Source organism: Salinisphaera sp. T5B8 (assembly GCF_040361255.1).
In the GTDB taxonomy this organism is placed as follows: Bacteria; Pseudomonadota; Gammaproteobacteria; order Nevskiales; family Salinisphaeraceae; genus Salinisphaera.
On sequence record NZ_APNG01000017.1, the window covers coordinates 30,978 to 52,282 of the forward strand.

23 protein-coding genes are annotated in these 21,305 nt (G+C 63.8%); 12 read left to right on the forward strand and 11 right to left on the reverse strand.

The annotated features are described in order from the left end of the window. The first annotated feature begins 14 nt into the window (after positions 1 to 14). The 6 genes from T5B8_RS14760 to T5B8_RS14785 are packed head-to-tail and all read left to right on the forward strand — an operon-like array spanning position 15 to position 4,693. Positions 15 to 488 carry a CYTH domain-containing protein gene (locus tag T5B8_RS14760; protein ID WP_353179978.1) on the forward strand — a complete coding sequence of 158 codons (474 nt, stop codon included), beginning with the start codon at positions 15 to 17 and terminating at the stop codon, positions 486 to 488. Beyond that, positions 488 to 985: a L,D-transpeptidase family protein gene (locus T5B8_RS14765; RefSeq protein WP_353179980.1), complete on the forward strand. Its 498-nt coding sequence runs from the start codon at positions 488 to 490 to the stop codon at positions 983 to 985. Before T5B8_RS14760 ends, T5B8_RS14765 begins: the two co-directional genes overlap by 1 nt. Further along, the gene (gene nagZ / locus T5B8_RS14770) at positions 978 to 2,033 is read left to right on the forward strand and encodes a beta-N-acetylhexosaminidase (protein WP_353179982.1); all 1,056 of its coding nucleotides are present in this window, start codon (positions 978 to 980) and stop codon (positions 2,031 to 2,033) included. The genes T5B8_RS14765 and nagZ overlap by 8 nt, the downstream gene beginning before the upstream one ends. Before the next feature lie 3 nt (positions 2,034 to 2,036). Beyond that, the gene (locus T5B8_RS14775; protein ID WP_353179984.1) at positions 2,037 to 3,290 is read left to right on the forward strand and encodes a mechanosensitive ion channel family protein; all 1,254 of its coding nucleotides are present in this window, start codon (positions 2,037 to 2,039) and stop codon (positions 3,288 to 3,290) included. Next, positions 3,287 to 3,874: a hypoxanthine-guanine phosphoribosyltransferase gene (locus tag T5B8_RS14780; RefSeq protein WP_353179986.1), complete on the forward strand. Its 588-nt coding sequence runs from the start codon at positions 3,287 to 3,289 to the stop codon at positions 3,872 to 3,874. The genes T5B8_RS14775 and T5B8_RS14780 overlap by 4 nt, the downstream gene beginning before the upstream one ends. Positions 3,875 to 3,928: 54 nt before the next feature. Next, positions 3,929 to 4,693 (forward strand): S-methyl-5'-thioinosine phosphorylase, encoded by a 765-nt coding sequence (locus tag T5B8_RS14785; protein ID WP_353179988.1) that lies wholly within the window; start codon positions 3,929 to 3,931, stop codon positions 4,691 to 4,693. Between the two features lie 67 nt (positions 4,694 to 4,760). On the opposite strand, the gene T5B8_RS14790 is transcribed toward T5B8_RS14785, so the two are convergent. Together T5B8_RS14790 and T5B8_RS14795 are read right to left on the reverse strand one after the other, a co-directional pair. Then, positions 4,761 to 5,735, reverse strand: a complete 975-nt coding sequence (locus tag T5B8_RS14790) for a DMT family transporter (protein WP_353179989.1) — start codon at positions 5,733 to 5,735, stop codon at positions 4,761 to 4,763. A 3-nt stretch (positions 5,736 to 5,738) separates the two neighbouring features. Beyond that, the gene (locus T5B8_RS14795) at positions 5,739 to 6,080 is read right to left on the reverse strand and encodes a hypothetical protein (RefSeq protein WP_353179991.1); all 342 of its coding nucleotides are present in this window, start codon (positions 6,078 to 6,080) and stop codon (positions 5,739 to 5,741) included. A 141-nt stretch (positions 6,081 to 6,221) separates the two neighbouring features. Here T5B8_RS14795 and T5B8_RS14800 point away from each other — a divergent pair, with 141 nt between their 5' ends. Continuing rightward, positions 6,222 to 7,097: a LysR substrate-binding domain-containing protein gene (locus tag T5B8_RS14800; protein WP_353179993.1), complete on the forward strand. Its 876-nt coding sequence runs from the start codon at positions 6,222 to 6,224 to the stop codon at positions 7,095 to 7,097. 18 nt (positions 7,098 to 7,115) lie between these two features. Here T5B8_RS14800 and T5B8_RS14805 read toward each other — a convergent pair whose 3' ends face one another. The 3 genes from T5B8_RS14805 to T5B8_RS14815 all read right to left on the reverse strand — a co-directional run bounded on the left by T5B8_RS14805 (position 7,116) and on the right by T5B8_RS14815 (position 8,614). Continuing rightward, positions 7,116 to 7,742 (reverse strand): LysE family translocator, encoded by a 627-nt coding sequence (locus T5B8_RS14805; RefSeq protein ID WP_353179994.1) that lies wholly within the window; start codon positions 7,740 to 7,742, stop codon positions 7,116 to 7,118. 85 nt (positions 7,743 to 7,827) lie between these two features. After that, on the reverse strand, positions 7,828 to 8,010 hold the full coding sequence (locus tag T5B8_RS14810) for a helix-turn-helix domain-containing protein (protein ID WP_353179996.1): 183 nt from the start codon (positions 8,008 to 8,010) through the stop codon (positions 7,828 to 7,830). Beyond that, positions 7,952 to 8,614, reverse strand: coding sequence for an AraC family ligand binding domain-containing protein (locus T5B8_RS14815; RefSeq protein WP_353179998.1), 663 nt, complete (start codon positions 8,612 to 8,614; stop codon positions 7,952 to 7,954). The genes T5B8_RS14810 and T5B8_RS14815 overlap by 59 nt, the downstream gene beginning before the upstream one ends. Positions 8,615 to 8,933: 319 nt before the next feature. Between T5B8_RS14815 and T5B8_RS14820 the strand changes: the two genes are divergently transcribed. Both T5B8_RS14820 and T5B8_RS14825 read left to right on the forward strand, forming a co-directional pair. Then, on the forward strand, positions 8,934 to 9,191 hold the full coding sequence (locus tag T5B8_RS14820; protein ID WP_353180000.1) for a type II toxin-antitoxin system Phd/YefM family antitoxin: 258 nt from the start codon (positions 8,934 to 8,936) through the stop codon (positions 9,189 to 9,191). Beyond that, the gene (locus tag T5B8_RS14825; protein ID WP_353180002.1) at positions 9,179 to 9,481 is read left to right on the forward strand and encodes a type II toxin-antitoxin system RelE/ParE family toxin; all 303 of its coding nucleotides are present in this window, start codon (positions 9,179 to 9,181) and stop codon (positions 9,479 to 9,481) included. The genes T5B8_RS14820 and T5B8_RS14825 overlap by 13 nt, the downstream gene beginning before the upstream one ends. Positions 9,482 to 9,587: 106 nt before the next feature. Here the strand turns inward: T5B8_RS14825 and T5B8_RS14830 are convergent, their stop codons facing one another. From T5B8_RS14830 to T5B8_RS14855, 6 genes are all read right to left on the reverse strand, one after another. After that, entirely contained in the window at positions 9,588 to 10,253 is a 666-nt protein-coding gene (locus T5B8_RS14830; RefSeq protein WP_353180004.1) for a glutathione S-transferase family protein, read from the reverse strand. Positions 10,254 to 10,356: 103 nt separating this feature from the next. After that, complete coding sequence (locus T5B8_RS14835) at positions 10,357 to 10,872, reverse strand: GNAT family N-acetyltransferase (protein WP_353180006.1); 516 nt, start codon at positions 10,870 to 10,872, stop codon at positions 10,357 to 10,359. A gap of 49 nt (positions 10,873 to 10,921) precedes the next feature. Further along, positions 10,922 to 14,416 carry a transcription-repair coupling factor gene (gene mfd / locus T5B8_RS14840; RefSeq protein ID WP_353180008.1) on the reverse strand — a complete coding sequence of 1,165 codons (3,495 nt, stop codon included), beginning with the start codon at positions 14,414 to 14,416 and terminating at the stop codon, positions 10,922 to 10,924. A gap of 74 nt (positions 14,417 to 14,490) precedes the next feature. Beyond that, positions 14,491 to 15,375 carry a carbon-nitrogen hydrolase gene (locus T5B8_RS14845; protein WP_353180010.1) on the reverse strand — a complete coding sequence of 295 codons (885 nt, stop codon included), beginning with the start codon at positions 15,373 to 15,375 and terminating at the stop codon, positions 14,491 to 14,493. Continuing rightward, positions 15,372 to 16,406 (reverse strand): agmatine deiminase family protein, encoded by a 1,035-nt coding sequence (locus tag T5B8_RS14850; RefSeq protein WP_353180012.1) that lies wholly within the window; start codon positions 16,404 to 16,406, stop codon positions 15,372 to 15,374. The genes T5B8_RS14845 and T5B8_RS14850 overlap by 4 nt, the downstream gene beginning before the upstream one ends. Beyond that, entirely contained in the window at positions 16,406 to 16,771 is a 366-nt protein-coding gene (locus T5B8_RS14855) for a hypothetical protein (protein ID WP_353180014.1), read from the reverse strand. The genes T5B8_RS14850 and T5B8_RS14855 overlap by 1 nt, the downstream gene beginning before the upstream one ends. Before the next feature lie 128 nt (positions 16,772 to 16,899). Between T5B8_RS14855 and T5B8_RS14860 the strand changes: the two genes are divergently transcribed. The 3 genes from T5B8_RS14860 (at position 16,900) to T5B8_RS14870 (ending at position 21,291) form a co-directional block, all read left to right on the forward strand. Then, a complete protein-coding gene (locus tag T5B8_RS14860) occupies positions 16,900 to 18,150 on the forward strand; it encodes a lipoprotein-releasing ABC transporter permease subunit (protein ID WP_353180016.1) in 1,251 nt (416 codons plus the stop codon). After that, positions 18,143 to 18,859 carry a lipoprotein-releasing ABC transporter ATP-binding protein LolD gene (lolD, locus tag T5B8_RS14865; protein WP_353180018.1) on the forward strand — a complete coding sequence of 239 codons (717 nt, stop codon included), beginning with the start codon at positions 18,143 to 18,145 and terminating at the stop codon, positions 18,857 to 18,859. The genes T5B8_RS14860 and lolD overlap by 8 nt, the downstream gene beginning before the upstream one ends. 116 nt (positions 18,860 to 18,975) lie before the next feature. Next, positions 18,976 to 21,291 (forward strand): DNA internalization-related competence protein ComEC/Rec2, encoded by a 2,316-nt coding sequence (locus T5B8_RS14870; protein ID WP_353180020.1) that lies wholly within the window; start codon positions 18,976 to 18,978, stop codon positions 21,289 to 21,291. Positions 21,292 to 21,305 lie beyond the last annotated feature (14 nt).

The following is a 21,305-nucleotide window of genomic DNA, read 5'->3' on the forward strand; positions in this document are numbered from 1 at the left end:
TGACAGGAACAGCCATGGCCACAGAAATCGAACACAAGTTTCTTGTTCGCAACGACGATTGGCGCGCACAGGCCTACGCCAGCCGGGATTTCCAGCAGGGCTATCTCTGCGGTGACGGGCCGGCATCGGTGCGTGTGCGTATTGAAGGTGAGCAGGCCAATCTCAATATAAAGGCCGCACGCGTGGGTACGACGCGTGCGGAATACGAATACGAGATCCCGCTCGCCGAGGCGCGCGAAATGCTGGCCACCCTGTGTGTGGCGCCGCCGGTGCTCAAGACACGCCATTGGGTGGCCCACGGCGCGCATACCTGGGAAGTGGATGTGTTCGGGGGCGAAAACGCGCCGCTGGTGGTGGCCGAAATTGAGCTGTCCCATGTCGACGAAGACTTCGAGTGCCCGGACTGGGTGGGCGCGGAAGTCACCCACGACAAGCGCTACTACAACCATGCGTTGGCGTTCGCGCCCTATTCGCAATGGGGGGCGTGATGCAAACGCCCACCAACGTGCATATCGATATCGACCTGCATGGGCAAACGCTCACGCTGCTCGACGAACGTGACCACGAAATCAAAAAATACGACGTGTCCACGGCCACTAAGGGCGGTGGTGAGTTCGAAGGCAGCCATCAGACGCCGCGCGGCAAGCATCGTATTCGCGCCAAGATTGGTGCGGGCGCGCCGCCGGGCACCGTCTTCAAGGCGCGCCGGCCGACCGGCGAAATCTATTCGCTGGAACTGGCACAGTCCGCCCCGCGTGAAGACTGGATTCTGTCGCGCATTCTCTGGCTGTGTGGCGAAGAGATCGGGCGCAACCGTCTGGGCGCGATGGACAGCATGCGCCGTTTCATCTATATCCACGGTGCGGCGGATACAGCGGTGATGGGCAAGCCCGGCTCGATGGGCTGTATTCGCATGTCCAACAGCGATGTAATCGATCTGTTCGAGCGTGTCGATGTCGGCACAAAGGTTCTGATACATGAGTGAAACGCTTCAACGGCCGGGTCCGTTGATGGTCGATGTCTCGGGTACCGCGCTCAGCCGCGAGGATGAACAGCTGCTGGCCCATCCCGCCGTGGGCAGTGCGATCATTTTTACCCGTAACTACGAAGATCCGGCCCAGCTCGCCGAGTTGACCGCCGCCATGCGTCGCGCGCGCCCGAACCTGCTCATCGTGGCCGATCAGGAGGGCGGGCGCGTACAGCGCTTTCGCGATCATTTCACCCGCGTGGTGCCGATGCGGGCGATCGGCGCGCTGGCCGCGCGCGACCAGGCAGCGGGCCTGCACGCCGCCCGCGAAATCGGCTGGCTGCTGGCCACGGAGCTGGCGCAGGTCGGCGTGGACATGCCGCTCGCACCGGTGGTCGATCTCGACTATGGCGCCTCGACGGTAATCGGCGATCGCGCCTTCTCAGGCGACGCGGCCACGGTGGGCGCGCTGGCGCAGGCGCTGGGGGAAGGGCTGCGCGATGCCGGCAGTGCCAGTACCGCCAAGCATTTCCCCGGCCACGGTTATGTGGTCGCCGACTCGCATGCCGAGCTGCCGGTGGACGAACGCGACCGGACCGACCTGGCCGAAGACATGGCGCCCTACGGTGCGCTCATCAAGCATGGACTGGATTCGCTGATGATGGCGCATGTGCGTTATCCGGCCGTCGACGACCTGCCCGCCAGCCTGTCGCCCCGCTGGATCAACGAGATTCTGCGCGGCGACTACGGCTTTGACGGCTGTGTGTTCTGCGACGATCTGAGTATGGGCGGTGCTGCGGCGATCGGCGATTTCGCCGAGCGTGCCCGCCGCGCCCAGCAGGCCGGCTGCGATTACCTGCCGATCTGCAACGACCGGGCGGCGGCTCTGGCCTTGCTCGATGTCGTGCGTATCGATGACGATGCGTCGGCTGCGCGCCGCCAGGCCCTGCATACGCGTTGTGGCAGGCTAGAGCAGCCGGCCCGGCCGCTAGCGGAAAACGCGCGCTGGCAGAACGCGGTGGCGCTCAACGCGCAGCTGGCCGACGGATACAACGACGGACGCTGACCTATGCCGGATTGGGGATGGCTACAGACGCTGATTAGCGAGTACCAGCGTCTGCATGAACAATGGGGCGTGGCGCTCGATGTGTTCGGCATCGTAATGATCACGGGCCTGGCCGACCTGCTCACGCGCTGGCTGCTGGGTTGTCTGCGCCGGCGCGTGGAAAAAAGCCCCAATATCTGGGACGACGCGATCTACTACAGCGTCAACGGGCCGGTTCAGGGGCTGATCTGGGTCATCGGTCTGTCGATGGCGATCCGCATCTCACGCCCCGAAGACGGGCTGGCCTGGCTGGAATACGTACCGGAGGTGCGCGGCGTGATTCTGGTCGCGCTGTTTACCTGGTTCGTGTTCCGCATGATCCGCTCGGTCGGCGCCAACGCGCTGGCGCGCGCGGCCGGGCGCGACAACGCAATCGACGCCACCACCGCGGATGCTATCGGCAAGCTGCTGCGTATTGCGACCCTGATCACCGCCGCACTGATGATCATGCAGGTCTTCGGCGTATCGCCCTCGGCATTGCTCGCGTTTTCCGGTATCGGCGGTATCGCCCTGGGTTTTGCCGCCCGCGATGTACTGGCCAATATCTTTGGTGGCTTGACCATCTATCTGAATCGGCCGTTTTCGGTGGGCGACTGGATACGCTCGCCGGATCGGGATATCGAAGGCACGGTCGAGGCGATCGGCTGGCGCGCGACGACCGTGCGGCGTTTCGACATGCGTCCGTTGTATGTCCCCAATGCGGTGTTTTCCAACGTGGCGCTGGAAAACCCGTCGCGCATGAGTCATCGGCGCATCATGGAAACGGTCGCCGTGCGCTACGACGACGCCGCGGCGATACCGGATATCGTCGAAGCGGTGCGCGAGATGCTCGACGAAGACGAGGCCATCGATAGCGATCAGGTGATTCTCACCTATCTCGATAGCCTTGGCGAAAGCGCGCTCAACCTGTTGGTGTATTGCTATACCTACACCACGGACTGGGCCGAATTCCTGGCCATCAAGCAAAGCGTATTGCAGCGTGTGCAGGATGTCGTGCGTGATCATGGTGCGGCGATTGCCTACCCGACGACCACCATGCACGTGCCCGAGGCCGTACACTTCGCACGCGCCGAGCGCGATGAAGATGACGATCGGGAAGAAGAGATCGACACCGAGAAGGTACAATCCGAGCGCGATCGAGCGATCACGCGTGAAAAGACACGTGGCTATACCTCCACCCAGGGCCCGGATAGCCCGACCGAAGAAGGCGAAGCATGAGCGGTTTTGATTCCGAACGTTACGACGAGGCCTGCGCGGTACGCGCGAATGCCGACTGTTTGATCGATACAGCCGAGCTGGATGCCTGCTACGACCGTATGGCCGAGCAGATCACCGCACAGCTGGCCGACAAGGCGCCGATCATGATGTGCGTGATGTTCGGCGGCATGCATCCGACCGCCGAAATCACCAAGCGGCTGGATTTTGCCTTCGAGCTGGATTACCTGCACGCCACGCGGTATCGCGGCGAAACCAGCGGTGGTGAGTTGGTCTGGAAGGTCAGCCCCGGGCTGCGTCTGGACGGCCGCCATGTGTGCATCATCGACGACATCCTCGATGAAGGGCACACCTTGGAAGCCATCATCAACGCCATCGAAGCCCAGGGCGCGGCCTCGGTGACCACGGCCATGCTGCTACGCAAGAACCACGATCGCTGCACGCCCGGTGTGCATGCCGATATCGTCGGCGCCGAGATCGAAGACCGCTACGTCTTCGGTGCGGGCATGGACTACAAGGGCTATTTCCGCCAGCTGCCGGCCGTTTACGCCGTCGACGGCGACACCCATCCCAAGCACGGCGGCTGAAGTGCGCGGCCGTCGCAAGACGTGCCGCCCGCCTTCCTATTGGATGCGTCGCATATGAGCGAAACCGACACCGCGCCCATCGGCATCATCGGTGGCACCGCGCTAGCCGATCTGGCCGCGCTGGAGGCTGCCGAAACCCACTCCGATATCGACACGCCCTGGGGCACGCCCTCCGGGCCGCTGGTACGCGGCCATCTCGCCGGCCGCTCGGTGTGCTTCGTCATGCGCCACGGCCCAGGCCACAAGCTGGCCCCGCACCGCATCAACTACCGCGCCAACATCCGGGCACTGGCCGATGCCGGCTGCAAGCAGGTGATCGCCATCGCCGCGGTCGGCGGCATCACCGAGGCCATGCGCGCCGGGCGGATCGTCATCCCCGATCAGATCATTGACTACAGCTGGGGTAGGGCGCATAGCTTCTACGACGCCCCCGAAGGCGGGCTGCTCGATCATATCGACTTCACCGAGCCTTACGACGCCGGGTTGTCGAAAGCGCTCGTAAGCACCGCCACCGAACTCGATCTCGACCCGGCCGCGGGCGGCGTACACGGCGTCACGCAGGGGCCGCGCCTGGAAACGGCGGCCGAAATCGACCGCATGGCCCGCGACGGCTGCGACATCGTCGGCATGACCGGCATGCCCGAAGCCGCGCTCGCCCGCGAAGCCGGCCTCGACTATGCCTGCTGCGCGGTCGTGGTCAACAAGGCCGCCGGGCGTAGCGGTGGCACGGCCATCCATGCCGAAATCGAGGCCACGCTCGCCCAGGGTATGGCCGATATCGAGCGGCTGCTGGTCGCGGTGCTGCCGACGCTCGGTTAGCGTCGACCCATTCTTTATTGGAATACGTGTCGCCGCGCCGCGCGTGTGGGCCCGGCTGGTACGCCGTTTAACTCGCGCGGTGGCCGGCCTCCTGGCATGAGCGCTTACGGCGATGGGCCGCGGCTGGTCGTTGTTGGCGAACGGCGCCCGATAGCCGACTCGATCGCTGATGGAACGCGCTAATACAACCCGTCAACGCGAGAAAACAGCCAGCAAACAAGGTCAGGGACGGTTGTGTATCGCCGGCGAGTACGAGCGCTAGCGCGGACACGGCCGGTACGGCATAGGGTAATGTCGGGATCACACGCGGATTGCCGTTTCGTACCACGTGGCCCCAGCCGATGAACCCCAGTCCGTAGGGCCCGGCGCCGAGAACGCCGGCCGCGGCATACGCCGTCCACGCGCGTGGCCAGACAAGACCGGTGCCGAGCATTGCTTGCACCGTCAGCGACAGCACGCCAGCGGCCAGAAAGAACACGGGCAAATCATATTTGAGCTCGCGTTCGTAGACTTGTTGGAACAACGAGTAGGCGACCCAGCTCAAGCCGGCGAGCAGCCCCGCGACATAGCCAACCCAAGCCGATCCCGATGGCGGTTCGACGCCGCCGTTCATGACCACCACGCCGGCGAGGCCAAGTAGCAGGCTGACGAGTGTCAGCAACGACGGCCGGCGCCGGCGATAGGCATCGCTGGTCAAGGCAAACAGCAGCGGCCAGGTATACGTCACCACCACAACCTGCGCGGCGGGCGCGAACTCGAGCGCCGCAAAGTAGAATGCGGCGCCGCCCAGTAGACCGCCCGATACGAAAACCCAGGCGTACCAGGGATGCCGACGCGGTGCACGGCGCAATGCGCCTTGATTAGCCGGCCACAAACCGCTGCAGAGTGCAGCCGCGAGCATCGCAAGCCCGGTCAACTCCAGCGGCGGCAGATCGCTGGCAACCTTGCGTAGCCAGGCGGTGATACCCCACATGAGCACCACCACCAGGCCCAAAGCAAGAAGCCGGGCATCGGAGCCATAGGGTCTCTGGTCGAGTGCCATCGGTCAGTCCCTGTTGGCGTTGTGTGCGAACGCCAGCACAGCGTCGGCTGAAGCTGCATGAATGACGCGCCTGTCCCGCAGCAACGCACACAAGCGAATCCTGAATGCAGCCCGTAGCGTCTCGACACCGAAACGCTCGGGCTGCGCATGGCCGAACGCCGCCAGGGCGATACGGTTTTGCCAGCCCGAATAGCCGCTGCCAAAGGCGGTTACCCGGCTGACGAGCGGTGAAGAATGCGCGGGCGCGCGCGATATGCCGGTCCCGATCGCCCGGATGCGCTCGCCGAACATGCGCACGACGGGTGAGTTGGCAGGGTGTCGAATGCAATTGTTCGGCCGCGACAAAACGTTAATCCTGTGAACTGGGCTGAAAATGGGCAGATACGCCGGGCTCGGGCGACCTCGCTTACGGCGCAAAGATGGACTTGAACGATCTATCTGTGAAACGCTATTTATTGAATGATCAATCAAACAAATTGATAAGCCATGCGCACCCCGGTGCTCGATCTGAACGCCATGCAGAGTTTCGTCGCGATCGTGGACAGCGGCAGTTTTACCGTGGCCGCACAACAGATGAACTACTCGCAATCGGCGATCAGCATGCAGCTGCAGCGCCTGGAAGCCGCGCTGGGCGTAGCGTTGATATCGCGCACGTCGCGTCACCTCGAACCCACGCGTGCCGGGCGCGAAGCGCTGGGCTATGCGCGTGAAATGCTGCGACTCAATTCCGAACTGCGAGGCCGGCTCGCGGGGAACGCAGTGGCGGGCAAGGTGAGACTGGGCCTGCCAGCGGACTTCGCCCTCTACATGCCGGAAACGCTCGCCTCGTTCGCCGAGCGTCATCCGCAGGTCGAAATGGAAGTGCGCTCCGAGCTCAGTGACACGCTGGTCGAGCAGGTCAAGGCAGGCGCTATCGACATGGCGATCGTGACCCGCGAATCCGGCGTGGCGGGCGGTCGACAGCTGCGCCGTGAGCCGCTGGTGTGGGCAGTCGCGCCCGGCTCGGCGGCCCATCTACGCCGGCCACTACCGCTGGCCCTTTGGCCGCAGGGGATCTGTGCTTTCCGTGCCGCCGCGACGGAAGCGCTCGACCGCGTCGGTTTGCCCTGGCGCTCGGCTTACGAAAGCCAGGCCTTCGGCGCGCTGCGCGTGGCCGTGGTCGCCGGCCTGGCCGTCACCGTTGCCATTCCGAGCATGGTCGATTCCGAGCTGGAGATCCTCGACCCCCGCCAGGCGGGACTGCCCGAACTGCCGTCGATCGACATACGGCTGTTTCGCAGCGAAGGGCGCGCCAACCGCGCCGCTTCGTCGCTTGCCGAGCTGATCGTAGACCGCGTTCGAAAGCAGCGTCAGTTCCGCTAGAGCACAGAACGCCACGAGTCAGAACACATCGGTGAGCATGCCCAACGCTGCGATCGCCATGATGACGGCCGCGGTTTTGAAGATCGCCTTCTGGGCGGTCTGGCTACGAAGCAGGTGCTGCGCGCGCGCAGCAGCCACGACGAACGTGCTGCCGACGACTAACAGCACGAATACGGTGGCAGGCACCAGCAATAGCCCCCAAATGGTCATTGTGACCTGATCGAGCGAAATGACGACCGGTACCAGCGCAAGGTAGAAGGCAATCGTCTTCGGGTTGCCCAGGGTAATGGCCAAACCAGTGCTCCAAGAAGCCACGAGGGTCTTTTTTGTAATCCCGCCGTCGACGTCGATATCGGATGGCCGATGAATCCAGAACCCGATCGCGAGCCAGAGTAGATAGATGGCCGCGCCAACGCGGATCAATAAAAAGACGTCCGCATACGTTTTCGCAACGACGGCGAGGCCGAATACGGCAGCGGTCAGATAGATGAGATCGCCGCAAATCAGCCCGGCCAACATGGAGAATCCGCATGCCGTGCCGCCGCGGATGCTGCGTGCCACCAGGGCCGTCATGCCGGGGCCGGGCAGGGCGGCGGCGATCGCGAGTGCGAGAGTGTACGAACCCAGTTCGGCCAGACCGTTCATAGGGGCATCTGCTATCGGTTGCGTGCTGAGTGACAAGCAGCGAGCGTGCCGGGGCAAACGCTGGCCGTATTGCACGAAATACAGGTTAGCGATTCGCGACCTGGCCCGGCGAGACGCCGTAAAACGCTTTGAAAGCGCGCGTCAGATGCGCTTGGTCGTGGTATCCCAGCAGGAACGCCACGTCAGCGATCGCACGCACCGCGCAGTTCCTACAGCGCGGCTTCGATGCGGCGCTGGTGCCAATAACGTAATGGCGAAACGCCGACATGAGTGCGAAACACGTCGAGAAAACAATGCGGGTGCAAGGATACGCGTTGGGCGAGCGTTGCCAATGTCACCTCGGCGTCGTGTGTATCGAGTTGCGCGTGACGCAGGTGATCGATGCGCTCGTCGAAAAAGCGGCATGTGGCCCGGACTGCGCGCATCTCGCGGCCACGTGAATGCGCGCGTTCGCGCCCAAAGCGCGACATCACGCCATGCAACGTATCGGTGAGCGCTTCATCGAAGGCCAGGGCGTGATCACCGTCCGAACGATTCAGAATGTGCGTCAGCAGGCGCAGACGCGACAACAACCAGCCGTCCGGGTCTGTCGGGATATCGTCGGTAAAGCCGCGCCGTCCGTGATGATCCAGCAACCGCGTCAAAGCCGCTTCGTCGATATAGAGCATTTTGTAGCTCACGCCGGCTTCGAGGGCGAAGCCGTTATGGCTTTCTTCCGGAATCAAAAGCGATAGGGTGCCGCTCGGGAACAGTTGGCGTGCCCCGCGCGCCCTATAGCCACCCACACCGGCCTCGATCGCGCCTATAGCGAACCCGGCATGGCTATGGCGTGCGAAGGGCGCGCCGCGAAACGAGATGTCGAGTAGCGACACGCCGGCATGTCGCGTGGGTGCGTAGAGGGCGTTGTGAAAAATTCTTGGTTCGGGATTCACGGAATATAGCTTGTTGTTCCAGTCATCGCACGGTCGTATTTGCCAGCATCAGTACCTGCGCTCGGTCGAGTACGATGGCGCGAATAATGTTTGCGTTGGGTCAAGCGGTAGCCGGGATTCTCGTTACACCCGAACGTAGTGCGAGGCTGGACCCTGCGCCGGGTGCGTGACACGGGATATAAAAGTCGCGCACATTCGCCATGCCAATCGACGAGACGAAGTTATTGTGGCGGCTAGAGTGGCATTATAGTATTACTCCATGCGCACCGAACTTGTGACGACTTTGAAGCGAAAAGCGACCGAACTGCTCGGCGAACTGGCGCGTGATCGGGAACCCATCTTGATCACACAGCATGGTCTGCCTTCGGCGTATCTCGTGGATGTCGAGAGCTATGAGGAACTCAGATCACGCATGGCACTTCTCGAAGGTATTGCGCGAGGGGAGCGTGCGGTTGAACAGGGCCGAGTGCTCTCCAAGGTGCAGGCCGAAGCACGAATGCAGCGATGGCTGAAATAGTCTGGACCGAGCCTGCCCTATCCGACCTAGATACCATTGCCGACTATATCGCTCTCGATAACCCGAATGCCGCGCGGCGGTTGGTGAAGCGGGTTTTCGATCACATCGAGCAACTTGAGCAGCATCCGGAAAGCGGTTCCCAGCCCCAGGAACTTGAGGGTTGGCGCTACCGGCATATAGTCGAACCGCCTTGTCGTATCATCTATCGCTACGAGGGGGATCAGGTCTTCATACTCCATGTCATGCGTAGCGAGCAGCGCCTTCGCCTAAGCAAGTTACGCCGAGGTTGAATACCGAGAAGTTGAGATGCTTCGGTACGCCAAGCCGCGCCCACACACCAGCCGACGAACAGGGCCAAAATCGCGTCCGCGCATCGCTGGGTATAAAAGCTATAAGCTAAAACGACTCTCGGCCGCGCAGCTCGCTGAACGGCGTCATGACGCGATTTTGAAACGCCGGCCGCTGGCACAGGTTTGCGTACCACTCGGCGGCGCGGGCGGGCAGTGCGGTATCGAGGCCCATTTCCTGGTAACGGTACAAAGTGGTGCCAGCGGGGATATCGGCCAGTGAGAAACGATCGCAGGCGAGATAACGCCGCTGTTCGAGCTCGGCGTCGATAAGACGGTAGTGGCGTTCGCAAGCACGGCGTGCCCTCTGGATTTCTTCGGTATCGCGTTTGTGTTCGGGCATGCGATAAAAGCGCCAGAACAGACGCATGAAATCCGGTTGCAGCGTGGTCTGTGACCAATCCATCCAGCGGCCGTGAACCGACCTCTCGGCGGGGCTTAATGGCCAGAAACGGCTGTCGCCATACTGCGCCGCGAGATATCTGAGAATCGCGTGCGACTCCCAAATCGAGATGTCACCGTCTTTCAGAACCGGGACTTTGCCATGCGGGTTGAGGGCGATGAACGCCGGGTCATCAAGGCCGCCATGACGTCCGCCTACAAGATGGTGTTCGAAGCCAAGTTCGAGCTCATCCAGTAGCCACAGTACCTTTTGTACGTTGAAAGCGGTGGATCGACCGTAAAGCTGTAACACAGTGTCCGTTTCGGCGTTCATTCTCGGCACCCCAAGGCCGCGATGCTCGCAGCCCACACTAAGCGTTTACTAAAAGTCGCACATCGCATCGTGCGCCAGCCAGCACAGACCTGCGTCGTGTTCGTTAAGAGGCGCTGTTGTTACCGAGAAACTTGACCATCAACAACTCATCGTAGAAGCGGTTTGCCACCTGCAGTGCCGCAGGTTCCGTACCGTACGTCACGAAGCCGGCACGGGCGTAAAGCGCGCATGCGGCGTGGTTTTCGCGAACTACGCACAGCGTTATCTGGCTTACACCGTTCAAGCGGCCGGCAAACTGCAGCGCTTGGTCGAGCAGGTTGCGCCCCACGTGGGCACGGCGCTGTCCCGGCGCTACGTACATGCCCCAGATGAAGGCCTTGTGGCGCATTTTCTCGAAACGGTTCTGTTGTATACCGACGACACCGACAAGTTGGTCGTCGTCGAAAGCACCCTTAACACAACCGTCTTCGCCGGGCACTAGCTGTTGTACGAAATCTTGGTCAGACAGGGCCGATTCTTCGGCGAAACTGGACCCAAAGGCGGTCGGACATTCCTGCAAGCCGGCGAGTCTGAGCGCGCGATATGCAGTCGTGTCGTCGGTGGTGAGTCGTCTATACATCGGCCGTTGCCACCGGTTGCGCGCTGGTAGTACTTAGCCCCTTCGGGCGCTAGTGCTTGTCGACTGCCGCTTCTGCCTCATTCGAGGTGGGCGCACCCAGCTTTTCCAGCAGGGTTTGGATATGCTCGACCCGGGTTTCGACATCGGGCATGTCGCGGAAGAACACCAGGCGTGCGTCGCCTTCGAGGCGGTAGCGCTTGGCGTCGGATTGTACGAGTGCGATCAGGCGGGCCGGGTCGATACGGCTGTTGCGGGCGAAGTTGAGGCGGCCGACGTCGGGGCCGGCTTCGATCTTGGCGATGGCCAGCGGGCTGGCCATGAGCTTGAGCGCCGTGGCGGCGAACAGGGTTTCGGTCGCTTCGGGCAGCAGGCCGAAGCGGTCGATGAGCTCGACCTTGAGTGCGCGCAGGGCGGCATCGTCCTTGGCCGAGCTGATGCGTTTGTAGAGCACCAGCCGGATATGCACGTCCGGAATATATTCCTCCGGCAGCAGGGCGGTCGCGCCCAGCTCCACTTCGGTGGCCGACATCAGTTCGTCGGCATCCGCTTCGGGCACTTCGCCGCGCTTGAAGGCACCCACGGCCCGATCGAGCATCTGCCGATAGAGATCGAAGCCGATCTCCTGAATCTGGCCGGACTGGCCTTCGCCGAGCAGCTCGCCGGCGCCGCGGATTTCCAGATCGTGTGTAGCCAGGGCAAAGCCGGCGCCCAGATCGCCCAGCGAGGCGAGCGCGTCGAGGCGTTTTTCGGCGTCCGGCGTCATCGACTCGCGCGGCGGCGTGAGCAGATAGGCATAGGCGCGATGGTGCGAACGTCCGACACGGCCGCGCAGCTGATGCAGCTGGGCGAGGCCGAACGTATCGGCGCGGTCGATGATGATGGTGTTCGCACTCGGTACGTCGATGCCGGATTCCACGATCGTGGTACAGAGCAGGATATCGAAGCGCCGGTGATAGAAATCGAGCATGGCGGCTTCGAGCTCACGCTCGTGCATCTGCCCGTGGGCGACGCGAATACGCGCCTCCGGCAGGATGGCGCCCAGGTCGCGGGCGACGCGCTCGATATCCTTGACCTTGTTATGCAGGTAATAGACTTGGCCACCGCGGCGCATTTCGCGGCGTACGGCTTCCTGAATGAGTGCTGTGTCTTGGCGCGATACAAAGGTCTGAATGGCCAGGCGCGACTCGGGCGGCGTGGCAATAATCGACAGATCGCGCAGGCCGGACAGGCTCATGTTGAGCGTGCGGGGAATCGGCGTGGCGGTAAGCGTGAGCAGATCGACCTGGGCACGCAGGCTCTTGATGCGTTCCTTGTGGCGCACGCCGAAGCGGTGTTCTTCGTCGACGATGAGTACGCCGAGCTTCTTGAAGCGGATATCCTTTTGCAACAGCCGGTGCGTACCGATAACGATATCCAGCTTACCGGCCGCCATTTCCTCGAGCAGTTCGTCGCGCTGCTTGCCGGTACGCAGCCGCGACAGAGCGGCGACCTTGACCGGCCAGTCGGCAAAGCGATCGGCAAAGTTCTGGTAATGCTGCTGGGCCAGCAGGGTGGTCGGCACCAGCACACAGACCTGATAGCCGGCCGATATCGCGGCAAAGGCCGCGCGCAGGGCCACTTCGGTCTTGCCGAAACCCACATCGCCGCAGACCACGCGGTCCATCGGCGTGCTCTTGGCCAGATCGGCCAGCACTTCGTCGATGGCGCGCTGCTGGTCCGGTGTTTCCTCGAAGGCGAAGCCGGCGGCGAAACGGGCATAATCGTCGGCGTCGGGCACCATCGCCACGCCTTCGCGGGCGGCGCGTCGAGCCTGGATCTCGAGCAGCTCGGCGGCGACGTCGCGGGCGCGTTTGGCTGCCTTCTTGCGGGCCTTGGCCCAGCGGTCGTTGCCCAGCCGGTGCAAGGGCGCGGTTTCGGCGTCCGCGCCGGTGAAGCGATGCACCAGATGTAGCGAGGCGACCGGCACATAGAGCAGATCGCCGCCGGCGTATTCGATGGTGACGAACTCGTTTTCCACCCCGCCGGCCGAGAGCTTTTGCAGGCCCTTGTAGCGGCCCACGCCGTTATCCTGATGCACGACCGGCGCGCCGGGGGCCAGGTCGGTGAGCTCGCGAATCGCCGTTTCCGGGTCGCGGGTGACACGGCGGCGCTTCTTGGCCGGCGGGCGACTGCCGGTGAGCTGGCTTTCGGCAATGATGGCGATGCCATCGCCGGCCAGGACAGCGCCGGCTTCCAGCGGCGCGCTGGTGACCGCAATGTGCTTGTTGTGGTCGATGAAATCGAACCAGCCCTCAGCACGGGCCGGGGCCAGGCCCAGCGAGGTGAGCCAGTCGCGCATCGCCTCGCGGCGGCCGGCAGAATCGCCGGTAATGAGAATACGGCCGTCAAAGTCGTCGAAGAAGGCACGCAGCGCGCGCCCGGTGGCGGCGATATCGGCGCCGGACAGCGGCGGCACCGGCGCGACGTCGAATACCGCGTCGGCCGAGACAGCCTCGTCGACGATACGGGCGGCGGTGAGCCCATCCAGGCCGCTGCGCAGACGTTCGGGCGTAATAAAGGCTTCGTCCGGCGCCAGCAGCGGGCGTTCCGGGTCTACGCTGCGCTGTTCGTGACGGGATTCGATCGAGCGCCAGGCCGTGGCCAGGGCTTCATCCACGTCGCCCAGTTCCACGATCGCGGTGTCGTTGGGCAGGTAGTCGAACAGCGCGGCCGTTTCGTCGAAAAACAGGCTCAGATACGACTCGATACCGCCCGGCGGAATACCGCGCGAGACATCGCGATAGATCACGCTCGCGCCCGGGTCGCCCTCGAAGCGCTGGCGATAACGCGAGCGAAATGCCTTGATGGCGTCGTCGTCGAGCGGGAATTCGCGGGCCGGCAGCAGCCGGATCGAATCCAGCTTGTCGGTTGAGCGCTGCGAGTCCGGGTCAAACGCGCGAATGCTGTCGATTTCGTCGTCGAACAGGTCCAACCGATAGGGCGTGTTCGAGCCCATCGGGTAGAGATCCATCACCGCACCGCGAATTGCATATTCGCCGTGGGTGCGCACCTCGGAAACGGCTGCATAGCCGGCGGCTTCCAGGCGTTCGCGCAGGGCATGAAAATCGAGCGTATCGCCGACTTCGAAAACCATCGCACGCGCATCCACGAAGGTGGTGGGCGGCAACGGCTGCACCAGCGTATCCGCGGCGATAATGAGAATGCCGCGCCCCATGCCCGGCAGGCTGTGCAGCAATGCAAGCCGCTCGGAAATGATATCCGCATGCGGCGAGAAGACGTCGTAGGGCAGGGTTTCCCAGTCCGGGAAATGGCGCACTGCGAGGTTTTCGTCGGAAAAGAAGCGCAGCTCCTCTTCCAGACGGTAGGCACGGTGCTCGTCGGCCACCACGGCCACGGTCAGCCCATCGCGGGCCTGGGCGGCACGCGCCAGCGCGATCGACGTGGCACAGCCGTGCAGGCCCTGCCAGGCATCGTGCGCACCCGCGCGCAACGCCGGCGGGGCCAGGGCACGGGTGTTTGCGTTGTTTTCGGTTACGACAGCCATGAGAAGCGGCGGATTATTGCATAGTCGAGGCGGGCCGCGGTCATGGCACGGCAAATGTCGAGACGGGCCGGATATCAGTCGCGAAAACGCCGGGTAATGTCTTCGAAGGCATCGATACGCCGGTCGCGCAGGAAGGGCCAGGTACGCCGTACCGACTCGGTGCGATGCAGATCCACGTCGGCAACCAGCAGTTCGCCGTCTTCGCCGGCTTCGGCGAGGGTTTCGCCCTGCGGGCCGAATACGAAGCTGTGTCCCCAGAAACGGATCTCGGTGTTTTTGTCGCCTTCGATGCCCACACGGTTGGATGTCACCACCGCGAGGCCGTTGGCGATGGCATGGCCGCGCTGCACGCCTTGCCAGGCGTCGAGCTGGCGCTGCTGTTCGGCCGCGTCGTCGGTGGCATCGTCCCAGCCGATCGCCGAGGGATAGACCAGCAGTTCCGCGCCGGCCAGGGCCATGAGACGGGCGGCTTCCGGATACCACTGGTCCCAGCACACGAGCACGCCGAGCCGGCCGATGGAGGTATCGATCGGCGTGAAGCCGAGATCGCCGGGGGTGAAATAATATTTTTCGTAGTATTCCGGGTCGTCCGGGATATGCATCTTGCGATAGCGCCCGGCGAGCGTTCCGTCGGCGTCCAGGACCACCGCGGTATTGTGATACAGCCCCGCCGCACGCCGTTCGAACAGCGATGCCACCACCACCACGCCCGCATCGCGCGCGGCCGCCGCCAAGCGTTCGGTCGACGGGCCGGGGATGGGCTCGGCCAAGTCGAACAGGGCCGGGTCCTCGCGCTGGCAGAAGTAGGGCGTGTTGTGCAGTTCGGGCAGCAGGACGAGTTTCGCGCCGGCCGCGCCGGCCTGTCCGATATGCGCGACCGCGGTATCCAGGTTGGTGGCCGGGTCGGGGGTGCAGGCGTATTGCGCCACGGCAACGCGCAGCGGGGCGGAATCGTTCATCGAGACAACTCGGCAGGAATTTGCATGGCCGCACAATGGAGGCCGCCGTGCTGGCGAATCAAGGCCCGGCTGTCGACGCGGCGAATATCGCGATCCGGGAACAGCCCGGCGATGATGGCGTGGGCGTCGTCGTCGGCGGGGTCGTCGAAGGCCGGGATGACCACACAGCCGTTGGCGATGAGAAAGTTGGCATAGCCGGCCGGCAGGCGATGGCCGTCGTCCGGGTCGTAAACCGGCGCAGGCAAGGGCAGTTCGACCAGGCGATAGGGCTGGCCCTGGGCATCGCGCAGTCCGGTCAGCTCTTCGGCCATGGCGGCAAGCGCGTCGTGATGCGCGTCCTTTGGGTCGCGACAGCCCTGGTAGGCGATGGTATCGGCGGCGACGAAACGGGCCAGGGTGTCGATATGGCCGTCGGTATCGTCGCCGATGAGATCACCCTGGGTGAGCCAGTGCACGGTTTCTACGCCCAGTGCATGCGCCAGCGCCGTAGCCGCGCGTTCACGGTCGAAATCCGCATTGCGCCGGCCCTGCAGCAGGCAGCGCTCGGTGGTCAGCAGCGTGCCGACGCCGTTGGACTCGATACTCCCGCCTTCGAGCGTAATCTCGGAGCGCTCGATCGGGCTGTCGCCCAGTACACCGCTGGCATGCAGCGCGGCGGTAAAGGCATCGTCGCGGCTGGCTTCGAACTGGCCGCCCCAGCCGTCGAAACGAAAATCCAGAAAACGCCGTTCGCTGTCGTCGAATACCGTGATCGGGCCGGTATCCCGGGCCCAGATATCATCGTTGGCCACGTCCACCACGGTCAGCCGCGCGTGATCGGCGACCCGTGGGTGCGCTGCGATGCTCGCACCGCATTCGGCGTCGGCGGCGGCCAGGATTACGTTCTGATAATCGCAGAGTACGGCCGCGAGTTCGGCAATGGCATCGCGCGCGGCGTCGAGGCCATCGCCCCAATCGCCGCCGCTACGCGGCCAGACGAGCACGGTCGCTTGCTGGGCCGCCCATTCCGGCGGCAGTACACGTTCGCTCATCAATTGGCAGGCTGAAGTTCGTCGCTATGGGTGACGGGTTCGAAATGGTCGGGCACGACCGCGTGCAGCACATGGTCATACTCGAAATACAGCCGATAGTCGGGATAGTCCCAACGGGTGATCGGCGGCTGACCGACCGGCTGGCTCTTGCTCAGCGGCGCGCCGTAGCGCGCTTCGACGCGCGCCTTGGTCATGCCCCGCGGCGGGGTGTCCGGTCGCGGCGTGGCCGCACCCTGGACCGTGTTTTCGTCGGCGGGCATATCGAGTACCGTGCCGCGCGTTTGTGTCTGACTCGTGCCGGCATCGGGAATGCGGTCGTCAGCGTAACCGCTGTTCGACTGCGCGCAGGCCGCGCCGCTGATCAAAATCAGTCCTGAAATCTGAACTAAAACAAGCAGAGACGTTCTCATGCGCATGACTAAAATCCCCGACGATGGTTTTCGGCGTCAGACCCCCTGCGCCGATTGCGACCATTATGCTTTAATGCGCGCCAATGTTTAGACCCCTCGAACTCTACGCCGGCCTGAAATACACGCGGGCCAAGCGGCGCAACCATTTCATCTCGTTCATTTCGTCCATCTCGATGGGCGGAATTGCGCTCGCGGTGATGCTGCTGATTACCGTGCTGTCGGTCATGAACGGTTTCGAAGCCGAACTGCGCGACCGCATTCTCGGCATGGCCTCGCATGTGGAGATCTCGGCCGGCCGCGGGGCATTGCAGAACTGGCAGAACGTGGAAAACCAGGTCGATACGCGGCTGGCCGATGTGACCGGATCGGCGCCCTATATCAGCGGCGAAGGTATGGTCCGCAGCGGACGCAACATGGCCGGCACGATGATTCGCGGCGTGTTCCCCGACAAGGAACGCAAGGTGTCGGATGTGGCCGACCACATGGTCGCCGGCCAGTTCGACTCGCTCGAGAAAGGCAAATACCGCATCGTCATCGGCGCGGAACTGGCGGCGATTCTGGGCGTGGGCGTAGGCGACAAGGTCGACCTGATGATTCCCGAGGCCAATATCACCCCGGCCGGCATCGTGCCGCGGTTCCGGCGCTTTACCGTCGGCGGGATATTCCAGGTCGGCATGTACGAATACGACCGTGGTATGGTCATGATCCACATGGGCGATGCCGCTACGCTGTACAACATGGGCGACGGCGTGACCGGCGTACGACTGCATCTCAAGGACATGTTCGATGCGCCCGATGTCAGCCGACAGCTGGAGGTCATGCTCGACCCCGGCAAGCGCGTGTCCGACTGGACCCGCCAGCACGCCAACTTCTTTCACGCCATCGCCACCGAAAAGACGGTGATGTTCATCATCCTGAGCCTGATTATCGCGGTGGCGGCGTTCAATATCGTGTCGATGCTGGTGATGGTGGTCACCGACAAGCAGGGCGATATCGCCATTTTGCGCACGCTGGGCATGTCGCCGAAGTCGGTGATGGCGATCTTCATGGTCCAGGGCTCGCTGATCGGTGTGATCGGCACGGTCGTGGGCGTGGTGCTGGGTGTGTTGCTGTCGATCAATATCGAACACATCGTGCCCATGCTCGAAAATCTGTTGAACACCGATCTGCTGTCGGCCGACGTGTACTACATCAGCCAGCTCAAGGCCGAGCTGCACGAAACCGACGTGGTGCGCATTGCGCTGCTGTCACTGGTGCTGTCGTTCCTGTCGACGCTCTATCCCGCGTGGCGAGCCGCCCGCGTGCAACCGGCCGAGGCGCTGCGTTATGAGTAATTCCAGCGACGCGACCACGAGCGTGCTTGGCTGCACGCATCTGTCCAAGACGTTCACGGAAGTGCGTGAACCGATCACCGTGCTCGACGATATCAACCTGAATGTCGCGCCCGGGGCCAAGATCGCGGTGATCGGCGCCTCCGGGTCGGGCAAGTCGACATTGCTGCATCTGCTGGGCGGGCTCGATGTGCCCACCCAGGGCGAGATTCATATCGCCGGTCGCAACATGACCACGCTGTCGAACGCCGCCCGCGGCAAGCTGCGCAACGAAAAGCTGGGTTTCATCTACCAGTTCCATCATCTGCTGCCGGAGTTCACCACGGTCGAGAACGTGGCCATGCCGCTTTTGATTCGGCGTGGGCCGCCGAAAAAGGCACTGGACGCGGCCCGCGATCTGTTGCGCCAGGTGGGCCTGGGCGCGCGCCTGGATCACAAGCCGACGGAGCTGTCCGGCGGCGAACGCCAGCGCGCAGCGGTGGCACGGGCGCTGGTTACGCGCCCGGCCTGTATTCTGGCGGATGAGCCGACCGGCAACCTCGATCATCGCACCGCATCGAGCGTGTTCGACATGATGCTCGAGCTCAATGCGTCGATGAATACCAGCCTGGTGATGGTCACCCACGACCGCGAACTGGCCCAGCGCATGGATCAGGTCTGGAGCCTGGCCGATGGGCGCCTGTCGGCGGCCCAGGACAGCGCCTTCGCCTGATCTGTCCGCGTCGCGGCGCTGCAGGTGAAGTCCGGCAGCGCCGTTTTGCCGCCGGTGAATAAGCGATAGGCTGACCCCCACAACCCAAAAGCGTGTTCATAAACGCCGGGACGGGGATGACGGGGCAGTGGGGTGCGATCGCTGGCAGGCAGGCGGGATGGCTACGCGCGTGTGCCTGGGCCCTGCGTGTGGCCGAGCGCGATCCGCGCTGGCTGGCTGTTTGTCTTGTGGCGGCGGTCGGTACCACCTATCTTCAGCCGACGCCGGTTCCCTTGTGGTTGCCGGTTGTCGCGTTACTGCTGTGTTTATGGCGCTGGCCCGGTCGTGGGCTGTTGGTCGTGGCGGCGTGTGCGACCGCCTGGACGAGTTTCGGCATACAACAGCAACTCGCCGCGCGCTGGCCGGTGGAACGCAGCGGCGAAACGGTGACCATGACCGGGCATGTCGCCGGCGTCGTCGCCCATGAAGCGTATCGCACGCGCTTCGTGCTCGTGCGCGATACAGCGCCTTATCGTCTGCGCCTGGCCTGGTACGACCATGGCGACGATCTGTTGCCCGGCGATTGTTTGACCGGCGCGTTCAAACTGGAGACGCCGCACGGCTCGGCCAACCCTGGCACGTTCGACTATGAAGCCTGGCTCTGGCGCGAGCGCATCGATGCCACCGGCTATATCCGCCACGCCACCCACTGCGACGGCCGCGCGACGTGGTCTATCGACCGCCTGCGCGCGTTGGCCGTGCAGCGGATCGCGCCGTATCTCGAGGCCAGTGCCATGCGCGGCATTATCGAGGCGCTCACGCTGGGGATTCGCGATCGCATCAGCGATGCGCAATGGGATGTACTGCGGGCGACCGGCACCTCGCATTTGGTGGCCATCTCCGGACTGCATATCGGCCTCATCGCGTTCTGGCTGTTCGCATTTGCGCGCTGGCTGGTACTGCGTATCGCCCCGCGCGCGCCGGCGTCGCTACTGGCCGGCGGCGTGGCGTTTGCGGGCGCGCTGAGCTATGCCTTGCTGGCTGGTTTCGCACTGCCCACCCAGCGCGCACTGGTGATGGTCGCCGGCGGCTTGTTCGCCGTGGTAACGATGCGGCGTATCGCGGTGTCGCGCATTCTGGCGATCGCCGCGATCGTCGTGGTGGTCTGGGCGCCGGTATCGGTGATCACGCCGGGTTTCTGGCTGTCGTTTGGCGCAGTCGCATGGCTGGTTTATCTGGCGCGCATGGCCACGCGCCGGCGCGTGCTCGGCTTCATTGGTTTACAGCTGGGACTGGTGGCCGGGCTCGCACCGCTTGGCGCCTGGTTTTTCGGGCAGACCTCCTTGATCGCGCCGCTGGTCAATGCGGTGTTGATTCCTACGGCTGTCGGGTTGGTGCCGCTGTTGCTGCTGGTGACCATTGCCGCGTTGGTCGTGCCGACCCTGGGCGGGCCGGTGCTGGCGTTGGTCGCCACCGTGCTGGGCGCAGCGTGGCCCGGTCTGGCTGCGCTGGCAGCCTGGCCGTGGTCCACGGTGCAACCGGTGGTGCCCGGAGCCATCGCGTTGGTGCTGGCGGTGACGGGTATCGCGTTGCTGGCAATGCCGCGCGGTCTGCCGGGGCGCTGGTTGGCGCCGGTGTTTTTGTTGCCGGCGTTGCTGGGCTGGCGCCCCGCGATCGATGACATCCCGGCGGGCGGGCTGCGCGTGACTGTGCTGGATGTCGGGCAGGGGTTGGCTGTGGTGGTGCGCACGCGTGCGCATACGCTGGTGTATGACGCGGGACCGGCCTATCGCACCGGTTTCAATGCGGGAAGCGCGTTCGTGGTGCCGTATCTGCGCCATGTCGGCCGTGCACGCGTCGATCGCTTGATGATCAGCCATAGCGATATCGACCATATGGGCGGCGCGCAGGCGATCGTGGATCAACTAAAGGTCGTGCGTCGTCTGGGTGCCGGTAGCGCACAGCCGTGTTGCAGCGGTCAGCACTGGCGTTGGGACGGCGTGGATTTTTCCGTGATCTATCCGCGTGACAGCGATATCGCCTCTGGCATGACCGATAACGCGCGTTCCTGCCTGCTGCGTATCGACGCGCCGGCCGGACGCATACTATTGCCGGGGGATATCGAGGCCGCGACAGAGGCCCAGCTCGTAGAACGCGATGCGAATGCGCTGGCCGCGGATGTACTCGTTGTGGCCCACCACGGCAGTGCCAGTTCCAGCTCGAACGCATTTGTCGAGGCGGTATCGCCCAGCCTGGCTCTCATTTCGGCCGGTTGGCACAACCGCTGGGGTTTTCCCAATGCCGCGGTAGTGGGCCGGCTCGGGGCAGCGGGGGCAGATGTCATCAATACGGCCACGTCGGGCGCGATCGAACTCGATATGGCGCCCGATGCACCGGCGATCAGCGTGACACGCTGGCGCGAGCGCGCGCCGCGGGTCTGGCATACGCCCTGAGGGCGTGGGCCGGC